Source organism: Rhizobium sophoriradicis, from assembly GCF_003939025.1.
Lineage (GTDB): Bacteria > Pseudomonadota > Alphaproteobacteria > Rhizobiales > Rhizobiaceae > Rhizobium > Rhizobium sophoriradicis.
The window spans coordinates 20,348-33,658 of sequence record NZ_RQIH01000015.1; the positions used below are offsets into that span (position 1 = coordinate 20,348).

The 13,311-nt window shown below is 60.3% G+C and carries 17 protein-coding genes and 1 pseudogene; 8 read left to right on the forward strand and 10 right to left on the reverse strand.

The window, feature by feature from the left end:
• Nucleotides 1–16: 16 nt before the first annotated feature.
• Nucleotides 17–1,354, forward strand: coding sequence for a cytochrome P450 (locus EFR00_RS23955; RefSeq protein ID WP_077989872.1), 1,338 nt, complete (start codon nucleotides 17–19; stop codon nucleotides 1,352–1,354).
• A 254-nt stretch (nucleotides 1,355–1,608) separates the two neighbouring features.
• Here the strand turns inward: EFR00_RS23955 and EFR00_RS33940 are convergent, their stop codons facing one another.
• The 3 genes from EFR00_RS33940 to EFR00_RS23965 form a co-directional block, all read right to left on the reverse strand.
• On the reverse strand, nucleotides 1,609–1,731 hold the full coding sequence (locus EFR00_RS33940; RefSeq protein WP_280950812.1) for a hypothetical protein: 123 nt from the start codon (nucleotides 1,729–1,731) through the stop codon (nucleotides 1,609–1,611).
• A gap of 143 nt (nucleotides 1,732–1,874) precedes the next feature.
• Nucleotides 1,875–2,636: a Crp/Fnr family transcriptional regulator gene (locus EFR00_RS23960; protein WP_077989871.1), complete on the reverse strand. Its 762-nt coding sequence runs from the start codon at nucleotides 2,634–2,636 to the stop codon at nucleotides 1,875–1,877.
• Between the two features lie 126 nt (nucleotides 2,637–2,762).
• On the reverse strand, nucleotides 2,763–3,275 hold the full coding sequence (locus tag EFR00_RS23965) for a ferritin-like domain-containing protein (protein WP_040112012.1): 513 nt from the start codon (nucleotides 3,273–3,275) through the stop codon (nucleotides 2,763–2,765).
• Between the two features lie 161 nt (nucleotides 3,276–3,436).
• Here EFR00_RS23965 and EFR00_RS23970 point away from each other — a divergent pair, with 161 nt between their 5' ends.
• The 3 genes from EFR00_RS23970 to EFR00_RS23980 all read left to right on the forward strand — a co-directional run bounded on the left by EFR00_RS23970 (nucleotide 3,437) and on the right by EFR00_RS23980 (nucleotide 5,853).
• The gene (locus EFR00_RS23970; protein ID WP_077989870.1) at nucleotides 3,437–3,934 is read left to right on the forward strand and encodes a DUF4142 domain-containing protein; all 498 of its coding nucleotides are present in this window, start codon (nucleotides 3,437–3,439) and stop codon (nucleotides 3,932–3,934) included.
• Nucleotides 3,935–4,182: 248 nt separating this feature from the next.
• Nucleotides 4,183–4,914 carry an alpha/beta hydrolase gene (locus tag EFR00_RS23975; protein ID WP_225882610.1) on the forward strand — a complete coding sequence of 244 codons (732 nt, stop codon included), beginning with the start codon at nucleotides 4,183–4,185 and terminating at the stop codon, nucleotides 4,912–4,914.
• Between the two features lie 219 nt (nucleotides 4,915–5,133).
• On the forward strand, nucleotides 5,134–5,853 hold the full coding sequence (locus EFR00_RS23980; RefSeq protein WP_077989895.1) for a Crp/Fnr family transcriptional regulator: 720 nt from the start codon (nucleotides 5,134–5,136) through the stop codon (nucleotides 5,851–5,853).
• 66 nt (nucleotides 5,854–5,919) lie between these two features.
• On the opposite strand, the gene EFR00_RS23985 is transcribed toward EFR00_RS23980, so the two are convergent.
• The 3 genes from EFR00_RS23985 to EFR00_RS23995 form a co-directional block, all read right to left on the reverse strand.
• Entirely contained in the window at nucleotides 5,920–6,372 is a 453-nt protein-coding gene (locus EFR00_RS23985; RefSeq protein WP_225887959.1) for a DUF983 domain-containing protein, read from the reverse strand.
• A 46-nt stretch (nucleotides 6,373–6,418) separates the two neighbouring features.
• Nucleotides 6,419–6,694 carry a hypothetical protein gene (locus EFR00_RS23990; protein ID WP_077989869.1) on the reverse strand — a complete coding sequence of 92 codons (276 nt, stop codon included), beginning with the start codon at nucleotides 6,692–6,694 and terminating at the stop codon, nucleotides 6,419–6,421.
• Between the two features lie 104 nt (nucleotides 6,695–6,798).
• Nucleotides 6,799–7,170 (reverse strand): hypothetical protein, encoded by a 372-nt coding sequence (locus tag EFR00_RS23995; RefSeq protein ID WP_077989868.1) that lies wholly within the window; start codon nucleotides 7,168–7,170, stop codon nucleotides 6,799–6,801.
• Between the two features lie 277 nt (nucleotides 7,171–7,447).
• Between EFR00_RS23995 and EFR00_RS24000 the strand changes: the two genes are divergently transcribed.
• Nucleotides 7,448–7,747 carry a hypothetical protein gene (locus tag EFR00_RS24000; RefSeq protein ID WP_009996582.1) on the forward strand — a complete coding sequence of 100 codons (300 nt, stop codon included), beginning with the start codon at nucleotides 7,448–7,450 and terminating at the stop codon, nucleotides 7,745–7,747.
• Nucleotides 7,748–7,763: 16 nt separating this feature from the next.
• On the opposite strand, the gene EFR00_RS33145 is transcribed toward EFR00_RS24000, so the two are convergent.
• The 3 genes and pseudogenes from EFR00_RS33145 to EFR00_RS24015 all read right to left on the reverse strand — a co-directional run bounded on the left by EFR00_RS33145 (nucleotide 7,764) and on the right by EFR00_RS24015 (nucleotide 9,548).
• The gene (locus tag EFR00_RS33145; RefSeq protein WP_077989867.1) at nucleotides 7,764–8,021 is read right to left on the reverse strand and encodes a hypothetical protein; all 258 of its coding nucleotides are present in this window, start codon (nucleotides 8,019–8,021) and stop codon (nucleotides 7,764–7,766) included.
• A 19-nt stretch (nucleotides 8,022–8,040) separates the two neighbouring features.
• Nucleotides 8,041–8,161: pseudogene (locus tag EFR00_RS33600) on the reverse strand (Crp/Fnr family transcriptional regulator); the annotation flags it as partial.
• A gap of 7 nt (nucleotides 8,162–8,168) precedes the next feature.
• Entirely contained in the window at nucleotides 8,169–9,548 is a 1,380-nt protein-coding gene (locus EFR00_RS24015) for a sensor histidine kinase (RefSeq protein ID WP_009996586.1), read from the reverse strand.
• A gap of 235 nt (nucleotides 9,549–9,783) precedes the next feature.
• Between EFR00_RS24015 and EFR00_RS24020 the strand changes: the two genes are divergently transcribed.
• Nucleotides 9,784–10,512, forward strand: a complete 729-nt coding sequence (locus tag EFR00_RS24020) for a Crp/Fnr family transcriptional regulator (protein WP_009996587.1) — start codon at nucleotides 9,784–9,786, stop codon at nucleotides 10,510–10,512.
• A gap of 412 nt (nucleotides 10,513–10,924) precedes the next feature.
• Here EFR00_RS24020 and EFR00_RS24030 read toward each other — a convergent pair whose 3' ends face one another.
• The gene (locus EFR00_RS24030) at nucleotides 10,925–11,185 is read right to left on the reverse strand and encodes a hypothetical protein (protein ID WP_009996590.1); all 261 of its coding nucleotides are present in this window, start codon (nucleotides 11,183–11,185) and stop codon (nucleotides 10,925–10,927) included.
• A 226-nt stretch (nucleotides 11,186–11,411) separates the two neighbouring features.
• Here EFR00_RS24030 and EFR00_RS24035 point away from each other — a divergent pair, with 226 nt between their 5' ends.
• Both EFR00_RS24035 and EFR00_RS24040 read left to right on the forward strand, forming a co-directional pair.
• On the forward strand, nucleotides 11,412–12,170 hold the full coding sequence (locus EFR00_RS24035; protein ID WP_009996592.1) for a FadR/GntR family transcriptional regulator: 759 nt from the start codon (nucleotides 11,412–11,414) through the stop codon (nucleotides 12,168–12,170).
• A 21-nt stretch (nucleotides 12,171–12,191) separates the two neighbouring features.
• Nucleotides 12,192–13,166 carry a sialic acid TRAP transporter substrate-binding protein SiaP gene (locus EFR00_RS24040; protein ID WP_077989866.1) on the forward strand — a complete coding sequence of 325 codons (975 nt, stop codon included), beginning with the start codon at nucleotides 12,192–12,194 and terminating at the stop codon, nucleotides 13,164–13,166.
• The last annotated feature ends 145 nt before the right edge of the window (nucleotides 13,167–13,311 follow it).

Genomic DNA, 13,311 nt, shown 5'->3' on the forward strand with positions numbered 1-13,311 from the left:
ACCGGGCTGGAGTGTCATGAATGCGCGAAGCCACGCTGTTTTTCCCAGAGTAAACCGTGCCGGGTGGACCGATACGCTTCGGGTGATCATGACGATCGTGGCCCCGACGGTTGCCAAGGGCATCATCATCCGCCGCCCGACGATCGAGCATCTGGCGGAACGCCAGGACTGGAATGCAAAAGCCGTGAAACAGATGCAGCGGCTGAAAAAGAAATACGGTCCGGCGCCTCTTCTGCTACCTATTCCATTCCGGCCGCAACTGCTCCTCCTGGATCCGGCCGATGTCTCCACGGTGCTCCAATCTTCGCCCGAACCGTTTGCCGCGGCAACGCCGGAAAAGCACGCCGCCCTTGCCCACTTCGAACCGAAGAACCTCCTGGTTTCGTCGGCCTCGCAGCGCGCCCAGCTTCGGCCAGCTCATGAGCAGGCATTGGCAACAGCAGATCGGCTCCATCCATATTCCGCCCATTTCAAGGGCGTCATCGACGCCGAATTCCTCCAGCTTTTGGGCGACATCAGATCCAACCGGTCGGGTGAGCTCGATTGGCCAGCTTTTTCGCAGGCCTGGTTTCGAGTCGTCAGGCGACTCGTCCTCGGCGAGCGGGCGCGCAATGACATCAAATTGACCGAGACCTTGAACGACCTGCGGGGACGGGCGAACTGGGCTTCTGCCGCCCCGGTCGACCGGCGCGAGCTTGCCCTGTTTCATCAGCAGGTCGGTCGCTATCTCAGCGAACCTGACAAGCACAGTCTCGTCAGCCGGCTTCCGAAAGGCGGTGAGATCGCCCCGGAAAGCCAGGTGGCCCAGTGGCTGTTCGCTTTCGACGCGGCCGGAATTACCGTCATCAGGACGCTGGCGATGCTGGCCTGCCATGTGAGCTATTGGGGCAAAGCCGTGGAAGAGGCCATGAGCGGGGACCTCGATCGTCCTTTCACCCGCAGTTGCCTGCTCGAGGTCTTGCGGCTCTGGCCGACAACACCCGTCATCCTCAGACAGCTGACCGAGGATATCAAATGTGGCGGCAGGATCATCCCGCGTGGCACGGGCGTCATCATCTTGGCACCATTCTTCCATCGAGACCCCGAGTTCCTCTACGCCAATCGGATGGACCCGAGCATCTGGGGTCCGAATGATGCGTTGCCGGCAGCAGGGCTCGTACCCTTCAGTGCCGGTCCCGTCATCTGCCCGGCACATAATCTCGTACCGACTGTTGCGAGCCTTGCCGTCGGCGCCTTCTTGTCGGCGGCTGATGTTGTGCTGCTCCAACCCTCGCTTGCTGTCGACAATCTGCCCGGCACTCTCGATCACTTCGCCATCCGGCTCCGGCTGGCCGCTCGACGCAGGGAAAAATAGGCTCTGCCCTTCGATGGCGGTCGTTCGCCAGGAAATTCCGCCCGCGCGTGCTACATCCTTTGCATTACGCCGTAGACGAGGATCGAGACGTAAAGCAGAAAGGCGATGGCGACCATTGTTGCTCTAATATGGCGATGACCAGCCACAGGGGTTTCAGGCCGTTCCGCTGCTGTTCACTGCTCAGCCCGTCCACCCGGACCGAACCGTCGCTCTCCTGGAACGCAGGCAGCAGAAGCGATCATAGCATCGAGTTTTCAAGGGAGGCCAATCCGTGATGGAACGGCCGAAAGCGTAGTGCCGAGCACGATCAAAAGCCCGACTAGGACGATGGCTGCGATATAGACCGCGAAAGCGCGACGATCCGAACCTTGGTTCATCTTCCTCTCCTTCGGCTCCCGAACCAGCCGAAAGGCGGAATGTTCCGGACAACCGGTTGAGAAGGGCTCTACCAGCGGAGCAGGCGAGGTCCGGCGGCGGGTATGCCGGAAGATAAGTCGCGGCCGGGCTTCGATCCGCTTGCTCAGGCCGGGCGTGGGGAAGGTATGTCGTTCGGACCACGCTTCGGTTTCCTGAGAGGTCCGATCAGCCGCTCATATTCGTCCTCTGCCTTGCCATAGGCGTCGGAGGCGAAGTCCTCCAGGCCGGCGCGATCCCTGACGATCACCAGGCCGCGAACGGAGCGGATGAAGCGGTAGCCTTCGAGCAGATGCAGGGCCGTGGTGACGCTCGGCCGCCGCACCGCCAACATCAAGGCGATGAACTCGTGCGTGAGCGCAAGTTCGTTGCCGTCGATCCTGTCGTGACACATCAAGATCCAGCGGGCCAACCGTTCATCGATCTCGTGGACGGCATTGGAGAGGGCGGTGAAGCCGGCCTGTGTGGCCAGAACATAGACGGCCTTGTGGAGCAGGCTGGCAAAAACCGGCTGGGTTTTCATCAGATCGAGCAGCGTGCCTTGCCGTAGACGATAGGCGAAACCCGGCACCTGGACGGTGACTTCCGGGACACTGATGCTTGCACCGACCACCGCAGCCGCCGGTGCAAAGCCGTCGCGACCGAACAACCCTGCTTCGACACGATTGCCCTCGGGCGAGATATTGATGACCGAACCTATCCCCTCGCAGGGAAAATAGGCGTGCTCGATGATTGCGTCGGCCGGGGCGATGATGAAACCGCGAGGTATGGCGCAGGGTTCGAGATGGGCGACAACCGCCGCATACTCATCCTCGGGCAACAGGCCCAGCAGGCGGTTCTCCTTCGGCTGCATCGTCGTTTCTGCCATATTCGCTCTCCTATGAGTGCGGGACTGCAGGCAGTGTTATGGGTTCATGGACGCGATGGTTGGCCCCCAGCCGACTTCGTCAATCGGTTCCGCTTTGGTCAGCTGGTGAGCCGCTGAATTGAAAGCCTACACCTTGGCCGTCTCGCCCAACTGGCGCAGCGACAGGAACTTCGTCGTAAGAGCGACCAGATTGCCATTGATCCATTCCGCCATCGCCAGCTCTTCGGCCAGATTAGCCTGAAGACCGGACGTAGCCGCTCCGTATCCGCCCGCCTCGGCGACCGCCAGCAGCGATTTATAAGCGGCAGCTTCGTAGTTTTCGAAGGCGAAATTGGCGAAGGCGTTCTTCAGGATTTCATCGCCGGCAGCCGCATGGCCGAGAGCGGCCACGGACCCGGCAACCGAAAGCGCCATATCTTTCAGGGTCGATTTATCCTCGCCCAATCCATCGAGAATCTCCTCCAGCCGCACGATCTGGCCGTCGGTTTCGCGTATGTGTCGATCGAGCTTTTCGGCAACTTCAGGATAGTTCTCGATTCGTTTCAATTGCGGCTTCATGATGCTGAGCGCCTGGTTTTCCATGGCGTGCGCATTTCTCAGACCGACGACGAAGACGTCGCGAATTTCGTTCTCTGCCATATCAGTTCTCCTTTTTCGCCAGCTCTAACCGCCCGGTCTCGCCCTGGTTCCAAAATAAGAATCAAACGCGGATGCCTTGGCGTGCGGAACCGTCCCCGCATCCGCTTGTTGGGGAGCATTCGCGCTTGCAACGTCGCTCAATCGAGGATCAGGAGACAATCATGCGGCTGCTATTCAACCTTTGCCTGCTCTTGTTGACGTCGGTACCCAGCTTGGCTGCCGATGATGCCGCTCGCAGCAAAGCAACCGATTTCGTCGCCCGCGCCGCCATGTCGAATATGTTCGAAGTGGAGGCAGCCAAGATTGAAACTGCCAAAGGCAAGGCAGAGGACGCCAGGCAGTTTGCCGGCGACATGTTGAAGGATCACGGCCGGGCAGGGTCGACGCTTGCCGATGCGGCCAAGGAGGACGGCATTGCGCTGCCCACAGCGCTCGACGACCAGTACAACAGGAAGCTCGAGGCGCTTCGCCAAAGCGATCAGGCAAATCTCGACCAAGCCTATCTTTCGACACAGCTGACGGCGCATCAGGAGGCTGTAGCGCTCTTCGCGGACTATTCACAAAATGGTCCGGACGGCGCGGTGAAACGCGCCTCGCAGAAGATTCTGCCGGACCTCAGGATGCATTTGACGAGGATCCAGGGGCTGACCTCAAAGTGAGCGTGGCCAGCATCAGGAAAAAAGCCGGTTCGGGGCCCTCTTTCACCACGCAGGAACTGCGCGGCGCTCGAAGGCTCAACGCGCTCCTCGGTCTCTTGCCTCGTTACCACACCGATCGGCGCTGGAATGCCAAAACGATCCAAGCCGTGGTTCGGGCGGTCCAGTCCCTGGTTCCTGATCTGCTGGCCCGTCACGGCCAAACCGCCGGCCGCACTACCTTGAGCGTTGGCAGTCCTGTCGGCGTAAGAATGATCCTGCCGCGAGCGAACGCTCGTGGCCTTTATATCCATTTCCATGGCGGTGCCTGGGTGATGGGCAATGCCCGTCTCGATGACGGCATCACCCGCCCGATCGCAAGGGATTGCGGGGTGCTGGTGGCCGCGGTGAATTTCCATAACGCCGTCGATGATCGGCTCGACGTCACCCTCGATGGCTGCAGGACGACGGTCAAGTGGCTTGTCGAGCACCTCGCCGAACTGCAGGTTGAACGGATCATCCTCGGCGGCGAGTCCTCCGGCGCCCATCTTGCCGCGGAGGCGCTTCTTCATCTGCGCGAGTGCGGCAAGGCACAGGCAGTTGCAGGATTTGTTTCCATGTGCGGTGGTTTCGACTTGACCGGATCGGAGAGCCTGCGGCGGTCGAGCGGAAAGAGTCTCGTGATCGACGGGCCATCGGCGCTCCGCAACCTTCAGCGGCTGACACGGAGCCTAAACGGGCGAGAGGCCAAAGGTCCGCTGTTTGCCGATCTCTCTGGGCTTCCGCCCGCCTTGCTGATCGCCGGAGCACTCGATCCGATCATCGACGACAGCCTTTCCATGGCGCGGCAATGGCAGCAGCAAAGCAGCAACGCCGACTGCGTGATCTTTCCCGAAGCCCCGCACGGCTTCAATCGCTTCCCGACGAAGCTGGCGGCGAGAGCAAACAGACTTGTCCGTGAATGGATATCGAGGACAATCGCGACGGCGGAGAGCTCGAGCTAGGCGGTCATCTGGCATGTTCCGGCTTATCAGCACTTCTCAACATCAAAATCTGTCGCCGAAGACGACATCGAGCGGCCCCAAGGTAAGGCTGGAGGGTTCATCAGACGCATCAGCAGCAGCCGCAGATTTGTACGCTAGTGCACAGTGTGTTGCTCAACGATTCTAGATGGTTAGGTTCGCCCGCGAGAGGGTCGCATTACCATAGATGCGCGAATGAATTTGGATCACCAGCAATTGACTTTTCGAAACGAACTTTTGCGGGCCATGGGGCCGCAGGAGCGTGCACTTCTCGTGCCCTATCTGGAGCCGCTCGATCTCGAGGTTCCCTTGGTCCTTGAATTGGAAGATACGCCGATCAGCAATGTCTATATTCTGGAATCTGGGCTTGCGTCGATCGTGGCGAGATTTCCGGGCGGGCGCGACCTCGAAGTGGGAATCGTCGGCCGTGAGGGCATGACCGGCGCCGCGGTCATACTCGGAGGCGAACAGTCCGCGAACCGGACATTCATGCAGATTTCCGGACACGGCTTCAAATTGCCCGCACCCGTCCTTTCTGCCGCCGTGGAAGAAAGCCGCGTCCTGCGCAGTCTTCTTCTTGCCTATGTTCAGACGCTGCTTGCCCAGACGACCTCGACGGTTCTTGCCAACGGCCATGCCAAGCTTGAGGAGCGGCTCGCGCGCTGGCTGTTGATGGTGCATGACCGAACCGATGGCACGACCATCTGGCTGACGCATGAGTTTCTGGCTGTGATGTTGGGCGTCCGTCGGGCCGGCGTCACCGTCGCGCTACACCTGCTCGAAGGCAAAGGGCTAATCCGCTCCACCCGTCGGCAGATCGTTATCCTCAACCGGCGCGGACTGATCGAAGAGGCGCACGGATCCTACGGTGCAGCCGAAGAGGAATATAGACGATTGATCGGCACTCAACTCACGCGTTGAGCCTGTACCGACGTTCGATCCGCCACGTCTGGAACGGACCTGCCTGGAATCTTGCGGCTGCGCCGATCAGTTTTTGCTTTTCCGCTCGGCTTCTGACGCGTGCCAGTCAGCATCAATCCTGCCCTCTTCCGCTTTATGGAAGAATTGCGAGCAGACGAGCCAGCCCTTGAGCGGACGCAGAAGGAGGACACAGGCAAGTGCGGTCACCGGGAGGGTGACCAGAAGATGAACCCAGATCGGCGGCTCGAACGCCAATTGGATCCATAGGGCGAAGGCGAGGGCGGGCACGGCGGCGATGCTCATTGAGAAGAAAGCGGGCCCATCTGCCGGATCCGCGAAGGAGTAGTCCAGGCCGCAGACATCACAGTGGCGTGCGAGCTTCAGATAAGTCGCAAACAGATGGCCCCGCTGACATCGCGGGCAACGGCCGAGCAATCCAGTGATCGCCGGATTGGTCGTTGGTTCAAATTCGCTGATGTCGTGGTTCGGTTCCATCTCCCCGAACTTCGGCCGCGCCATCGGGTTCCATATCCTTCATGCAGGCGGCCGTTCGGATCGCGTTCGGCTATGGCGCCTCCACCTGCCCGCCAGGTTTGAATGCGGTGGCTTTTGTCATACCGCGCGCATTCTGTGTCAGTGCGAGGCGGCCAACCGATAGCAGCTTGTCAGGGTCTGTCACGCCGTGGCGAAAGAGGCCGATCAGCAATGCGGCGATCTTCTGCATCGCAGGGCCGCACAACGGCTCGCCGGTCTCGCGGCAGATCGCATTCAGGATGGACCGCAAGCGGCTGATACCGGCAGAATCCAGTGCTTTGAGATGTTTGGACTGACAGTCAGGCATAGCGCCCTTCCTGATGCCGAAGCTTCCCATTGTGCCGCTTAATAATGGCGTTCGACGAAGGCCGGTACAACTCCCCTGGCAGAACTGTACGGAAGCGAACATCCTCAATGATAATAGGAGGCATCAGGTCCGAACAAAGCCGCGGCCACCGCATCGATATCGGAAGAACGACCGCTCAGCACAAAGCCGCCGGGAGGCGCTTGCGACTGCTGGTGATGGGCAAAGACGAAGGGGATTCGGCGTGTCTCGAGCCAGTCGTTCAGCCAGAGCAAGGCTTGATCGGAAATCCTGATGTCGATGATTACCGCCTCGAATTGAAGACCTTCGCTTAAGCGCTCCATCGCGCTGGAGACGACGACAGGCCCGGCGATCGAAGCCTGGCGGCGGATCAATGCCCGTTTTGCCTCGTTCGACAGAAAGCCGGACTCACCGATAATGAGGATCGTCTTGCCGGCGACCGGGTTGAGCGATTTCATGGCGGGCGCCTACAATAGCCTTGGTTTGACGATGATCATGCTGCTCAATGGCGACTCAAACCTCAGGCGATCCGCTTCTGCACCCTGCGTATCACATTCAAGCCTGCCGTGCGACGTTCTTCCTCGTTCCTGCCGAACCTGATCCGACCTCGTTGGTTCCACGGTCTTGTGGCTGGAAATCAACCCGGCAACCGGCATACGTACGCTTCCGTACCCGTGATTGAAATCGAAAATCCGAAGATTAGGATCACCTCACGTAATGGGGAGGAATGCGGAAATGACCCAGCATTCGGGGATTACGAAGCCGGCGCTGCAGCCCGAGGACATCGGCATGTTACACTCTGTACTGAAGGAATGGTGTCGGGAAAAGTCCTGCGAAATCGGCAGTCCGGCGGCGCAGCAGGTTGCGCGGGAACTTGTCTCCTGGTTCGAATGCGGGATCCGCAACCCGCATAGGCTCAGTGGTTTGATGCGGCACATGCATCTGGATTTCGAAAGCTTGCCAATCTCGACAGCCACATCAGGCGCGCGCTCGCCAGCCGTCAAGGCCGACCGGTTAGCGTGTCATGATGAATAGGAGGCGGCCTAACGCCCTAATCGCGGTTTGTTCCTCGTCCCTGAGCTTTCGAGAACGGCGGATTGTCCTCAGACAGATCATCGATGATCTTCAGCATCTCTGCGACGACCGTTCCGATCGACAGGCCCTCCACCGTCTCCTTCAGACGATCCGCAGGTCGATGACATCGATCGCCAGCGCCGATGAGGATTGCTGGGAAGATATCCTCAGGGAACTCCTCCAGCTTCGCGCGACGATCATGCGCCTTCAAACCGGCGCCGCCATCACCTACCATTGATCCCATGTCCCACACCGGACGACCTGATTGTTCTCAGTCCTTCGATGACATGCAGTTCGTTCGACACGCCGGAGCGCCGCACGCCGAGCATAAGCGCCAGGAATTCATGGGGTGAGCGGCAGGTCGTTGCCGGCCAGCGGCCGCTCAAGCATCTCTCGGCAATCGAATGACGAAACCCGCACCCGGCCGTCGATCTTCGATCTGGAGCTCGGCCCTCAGTTGCTGCACAAGCGCGCGCACCACCTTCATTCCCAGGCTTTTTCCGCCATTTTCGTCGGACGAAAATTCCGGGGGCAGGCCCTTGCCGCCGTCCGATACTTCGAGGCGGAGTTCACCGCCGTTGTTGCGCGCGATAACGCAGACTGCGCCGCCGCCATCGCAATAGGCGTGCTTGAAGGCGTTCGTTACCAGCTCGTTGACCAGAAGGGCGATCTGGATGGCACGGTCGGCATCGACAATGCAAGGATCCGCGTCGACGGAGACGGTGTGGAGGGAGGTCGACTGTTCGAGACGCTGGCACAGACTCGACAGGAAATCGGCGAGATCCACCGTTTCGATATGCGGCTGCCGCCACAATTGATCATGCACCTGGGCAATCGTTCCGACGCGTGCTTCCGCGTCACGCAGGGCCTGCTCGACGTCCGGGTGTTTCGTCGAGCGCGCCTGCATCGCGAGCATTCCCGCAACCAGCGCGAGGCTGTTTTTGATGCGATGGCTCATCTCCCGCATCATGACCTGCTGATGTTCGTCGGCGGAGTGCCGCTGGGTGTCGTCGCGGAGCACCTTGAGAAAGCCGGCACCATGATGATGGGCACGCAGCGGCATCGTCAATCCGCTGCCCCAGAATGTCGAACCGTCCTTACGTAAGTGGAAGCGTTCGTTTTCCGCGCGGCCGTGCTCCAGCGCGGCCTTCATCTCGCGTTCCGGTGCGCCATCTTCTCGATCCCCCGGGAGAAAGAGAATACGCGCGTCGCGTCCGAGAATCTCCTGTTCCTCATAGCCGAAGATCCGACAAGCTCCCGTGTTCCAGCTGATGATCATTCCTTCCCGATCGAAGGCGAAGATCGCATAGTCGATCGCACTTTTGAGAATGAGCTGCAGGCGCTCCTCACTGGCGCGCAGCGCTTCGTCCTGCTGCAGCCTTCGTGTGCGGTCGCGGACGACCTTCATCAGGCCGTAGATCTGGCCGGTGTCGTTACGAAGCGGCATCATCAGCCCGGAGGCCCAGAACATGCTGTTGTCTTTTCGGACGTGCCATCGATCGTCGCTGGCACGTCCGGCGGTAAGAGCAAGCCTCATCTCCTTGAGCGCTGCACCGGCGAGCTGATCCTCGAAGGTAAAGATCACGGCGCTGTTCTGTCCGAGGATTTCCGGTGCTGAATAACCGAAGAGGCGTTCCGCGCCGGTGCTCCACGTCGCCACGGTGCCCTCGAGATCCATCGCAAATATGGCGTAGTCCAGCGCACTCTCGACGATGTGGCGATAGATTTCTGCGTCGTCGCCCGGAAAGGTATATTGATCCATACCAGAGCACTCCCGGAATTCCATTCCGCTACATTAGCACCTGCGACGGCAGTTTCGGTCCGACGTGCGCTTGCGTACAAAAGCCTTGGGTCTGCGCAACCTGCTCGACGATGCAGGCTGCGCCAGGCGGCTTGCAATCTCTCCTCCCGGGGTCCATAATTGCTGGCATCTTCAGCAGATTTTATGGCGCTGGCGGCTAAGAGCGATGTGCTCTTGCCAAGCAAAGGACAGGGCCATGCGATGCACCCAAAATCTCATCCTATCGCATTTGACGGATACCGAGTTTCTCGCCTTCGAGACGGTACTCGAGCCGCTCATCCTGCCGCGCGATCTGCGTCTCGTTCATACCGGCATGCCGGTCAGTCACTATTACTTTCTGGAAAACGGTATAGCCTCTGTGGTAGCGGCATCTGCCGCGGGCAGGAGCGCGGAGATCGGCCTTGTCGGCAGGGACGGCGTGTCGCCGCCGGCCCTTATCGTAGAAGGGAATAGCTTCCCTTTCGAGATCACGATGCAGGTCGCCGGCCATGGACGTCGCGTCGAGACCGCTGCCCTGGCAGGATTTCTGCGTGAGAACCCCGCAGTCTTGCCGCTGCTCTCGCATTTTTTCCATAACTTCTTCGCGCAGGTCGCCCACACCGCGCTCTCCAACGCCGTTCACAAGATCGACGTGCGATTGGCGAAGTGGATCCTGATGTGCAATGATCGTCTGAACGGCGAGGAGATTGCCATTACTCATGAGCATCTCGCGACGGTGCTTGGCGTCAGGCGGTCGAGCGTTACCGATGCCTTACACATCCTGGAAGGCGAGCATCTCATTTATTCCACCCGCGGCCTGGTGATCATCCGCAACCGCCGGGCCCTCGAAGCTTTCGCGGCCGATGCCTATGACCTCCCAGGCGTCTCCGGCCCCGCTTCACCCGAAATCGCCCGACCGCCCCGCGCACGAGCTGCCGCCCACTGATGGGCTTCCTGCCGTCGCAGCCGCGTTAGCCATTCCTTGTAAGGCCTCAGCATCTGGCCTGGGAAACGCCTTTCGATGGCGCTTTCGGTGAGAACGATCTTGACGAAGGTCTCGTCTGTTGAAGAGGATCGGCCCGATCCTTGGCTACGCATTTCCAGTTTTGCCATCAGGCGGAAAAGCTCTTCGTCCGTCATTGATTTGAGCGCTGCGGCGAACGCACGCTCCTGAATAACCGCAAAACCCGCCATGGTGCACCTCCTGCCGATGGTGGCGAGCCCGCTCGCCGTGTTGGGCGGGCGGCCCTAAAGCGGCGTCGCGATCTTTCCGATTCGCTTCTCGCGCTTTAGCTCTTTGTTTTCACGCATGTCGTTGCCGCAAAACCGCTGCACGCTTTTGCGCGAACATGCTTTAATCACCTTCCCGGCAGATCCTTTTCAGTCGTCGCGGCCGCCGGAAGCCTGTTTTGCGAGCCCTCCCTATCGGAGGCACGCAGGGGGGCCGTCGGGGCGGTGGCGACATAGACACCCACTCCCAGGGCGCCGATGGCAACCACGAAAGCGCCGGCAATGGCAGCGATCGAGCGCCGGCCATCCTGCTTGATCATTCCGAAGCAGAGAGCAACGCCCAGAAGGGCCGCTCCTCCCGCCACCGCAAAAAGCCAGAGATAATTCATCGTCATGCTCCCAAATCGGCCACCAAAACACTGGATGGCCGCGAAGGTTCCCAGCACTCCGCAACCACCCGCCGACCCGGTCAGAGCGACCTGCGTCCACAGCAGCATTCGTGTTCTGCGTTTATGCGGCGTATTGACGCACAACCCGAGGAATGGTATCGATGCGTTAATTGGTCAGGCCAGTTGACCAGCCGCGGCTTGAGGAGAAGCCGCCAGGGAGACCGTGATGTTTTCGCCAGTGGAATCACGCCGCCTCTATCGCCAGGTAGCGGATCAGATTCGTTTGATGATCGCGAGCGGCGAGCTTGCCGTCGGCCAGCGGCTGCCGGCCGAGCGCGATCTGGCGGAGCAATTGTCCGTATCACGCCCGACGGTGCGCGAGGCGCTGATCGTCCTGGAAGTCGAAGGCCTCATCAACATCCGCATGGGATCCGGCATCTATGTGGTGCGCCAGCATAGCGCCAATGCCGCGGCAAGCGAACGCGAGCCGGTGGAGGGACCTTTCGAATTGCTGCAGGCGCGCGCCATCATCGAATGTGCCATTGCCGAGGAAGCGGCGGGCTGCGCCAAGCCGGACGGCATCGCCGTGCTGGACGAGGCGCTGATGCGCATGAGCGGCGGCGTCAATGATGCGAGCGCGGTGCTTGCCGCCGACCGCGCCTTCCACACCGGCATTGCCGCCATCGTCGGCAATGCGACGCTGATCCGGGTAACGGGCGAAATGTTCGACATGCGCATGACCCCTTATTTCGCCAGGCTCGCCAGCCATTTCGAGGGGCCGACGACATGGCGCAGCGCTCTGGACGAACATCGGGCCATTCGCGATGCGATCGCCGCCGGCGATGCGGCGGGCGCAAAGGCCGCTATGCGCACCCATCTTACCATGTCACAGAAGAGGTTTTCCGAGAGCTTCGGGGAGGAGTTTTCGGGAGAGGAGAAGCGCGGCTCCGCTAAGGGGCGCGCGAAAGGAACCGTCAAGACTTAACCGAGCTCGGAGGAGAGAGCGATGAAGAGCAGACTGGCAACGATACTTTGCACCGCAGCCGCGATCATGGCGAGCACGGCGATCGCCCACGCCCAAACAGTGCTGAAATGGGCGCATGTCTATGAAACGTCCGAGCCCTTCCACACCGATTCCGTCTGGGCCTCGGAGGAGATCGCCAAGCGCACCGACGGACGCTACAAGATCGAGGTCTATCCGGCCTCGCAGCTCGGCAAGGAAGCCGACATCAACCAGGGCCTCAAGCTCGGCACCGTGGACATCATCATATCGGGGTCGAGTTTTGCGGCGCGCGACTATAAGCCGATCGGTGTCACCTACTTCCCCTATATCTTCCGCAGCCCCGATCACCTGATCGCCTATACGAAGAGCGACGTCTTCAAGCGCCTCGCCAAGGGTTATGAAGACAAGACCGGCAACCACATCGCCGCCGTCAGCTACTACGGCACGCGCCATACGACCTCGAACAAGCCGATCGCCAAATGCGCTGATATGCGGGGCCTGAAGATCCGCGTGCCCGACGTTCCGGCCTATCTCGCCATGCCGCGTGCCTGCGGCGCCAACACGACGCCGATCGCCTTTGCCGAAGTCTATCTCGCTCTACAGAACGGCACCGTCGAGGCGCAGGAAAACCCGCTGACGACAATCGAGGCGAAGAAGTTCTTCGAAGTCCAGAAGAACATCATTCTCACCGGCCATATCGTCGACCACCTGAACACGGTTGTTTCCAAGCAGCTGTGGGCGAAGCTTTCCGACGAGGACAAGAAGATCTTCGGTGAGGTGATGCAGCAGGCGGCAGAGCGCACCACCAAGACAATCGCCGGCAAGGAGAACAGCCTCGTCGCAACCTTCAAGGAAAAGGGCCTGAATGTCGCCGAAGTCGATAAGTCCGACTTCGAGAAGACTGTGATGGAGAAGGTCAAGTTCGAGGACTTCGGCTACGAGAAGTCCGACTGGGAAGCCATTCGGGCGATCCAGTAAAAGCTCGTCAGCGATGCCCCTCACCCTAACCCTCTCCCCGTTTTGACGGGGAGAGAGGACGTGTCCTGCGAAACGTTGGCGAGGGACGGAGACGTTGCCGCATATCCCCTTCGCCCCGTTTACGGGGAGAAGGTGCCGGCAGGCG

Bases quoted from the DNA above. Each gene is read 5' to 3' on its own strand.
- EFR00_RS24000 (WP_009996582.1), top strand. From the start codon at position 7,448: ATGACCCAGCATTCGGGGATTACGAAGCCGGCGCTGCAGCCCGAGGAC.
- EFR00_RS33145 (WP_077989867.1), bottom strand. From the start codon at position 8,021: ATGGTAGGTGATGGCGGCGCCGGTTTGAAGGCGCATGATCGTCGCGCG.
- EFR00_RS23970 (WP_077989870.1), top strand. From the start codon at position 3,437: ATGCGGCTGCTATTCAACCTTTGCCTGCTCTTGTTGACGTCGGTACCC.
- EFR00_RS24035 (WP_009996592.1), top strand. From the start codon at position 11,412: ATGTTTTCGCCAGTGGAATCACGCCGCCTCTATCGCCAGGTAGCGGAT.
- EFR00_RS24020 (WP_009996587.1), top strand. From the start codon at position 9,784: ATGCGATGCACCCAAAATCTCATCCTATCGCATTTGACGGATACCGAG.
- EFR00_RS33940 (WP_280950812.1), bottom strand. From the start codon at position 1,731: ATGAACCAAGGTTCGGATCGTCGCGCTTTCGCGGTCTATATCGCAGCC.
- EFR00_RS23995 (WP_077989868.1), bottom strand. From the start codon at position 7,170: ATGAAATCGCTCAACCCGGTCGCCGGCAAGACGATCCTCATTATCGGT.
- EFR00_RS23990 (WP_077989869.1), bottom strand. From the start codon at position 6,694: ATGCCTGACTGTCAGTCCAAACATCTCAAAGCACTGGATTCTGCCGGT.
- EFR00_RS23955 (WP_077989872.1), top strand. From the start codon at position 17: ATGAATGCGCGAAGCCACGCTGTTTTTCCCAGAGTAAACCGTGCCGGG.
- EFR00_RS23985 (WP_225887959.1), bottom strand. From the start codon at position 6,372: ATGGCGCGGCCGAAGTTCGGGGAGATGGAACCGAACCACGACATCAGC.
- EFR00_RS24030 (WP_009996590.1), bottom strand. From the start codon at position 11,185: ATGAATTATCTCTGGCTTTTTGCGGTGGCGGGAGGAGCGGCCCTTCTG.
- EFR00_RS24040 (WP_077989866.1), top strand. From the start codon at position 12,192: ATGAAGAGCAGACTGGCAACGATACTTTGCACCGCAGCCGCGATCATG.
- EFR00_RS24015 (WP_009996586.1), bottom strand. From the start codon at position 9,548: ATGGATCAATATACCTTTCCGGGCGACGACGCAGAAATCTATCGCCAC.
- EFR00_RS23975 (WP_225882610.1), top strand. From the start codon at position 4,183: ATGATCCTGCCGCGAGCGAACGCTCGTGGCCTTTATATCCATTTCCAT.
- EFR00_RS23965 (WP_040112012.1), bottom strand. From the start codon at position 3,275: ATGGCAGAGAACGAAATTCGCGACGTCTTCGTCGTCGGTCTGAGAAAT.
- EFR00_RS23960 (WP_077989871.1), bottom strand. From the start codon at position 2,636: ATGGCAGAAACGACGATGCAGCCGAAGGAGAACCGCCTGCTGGGCCTG.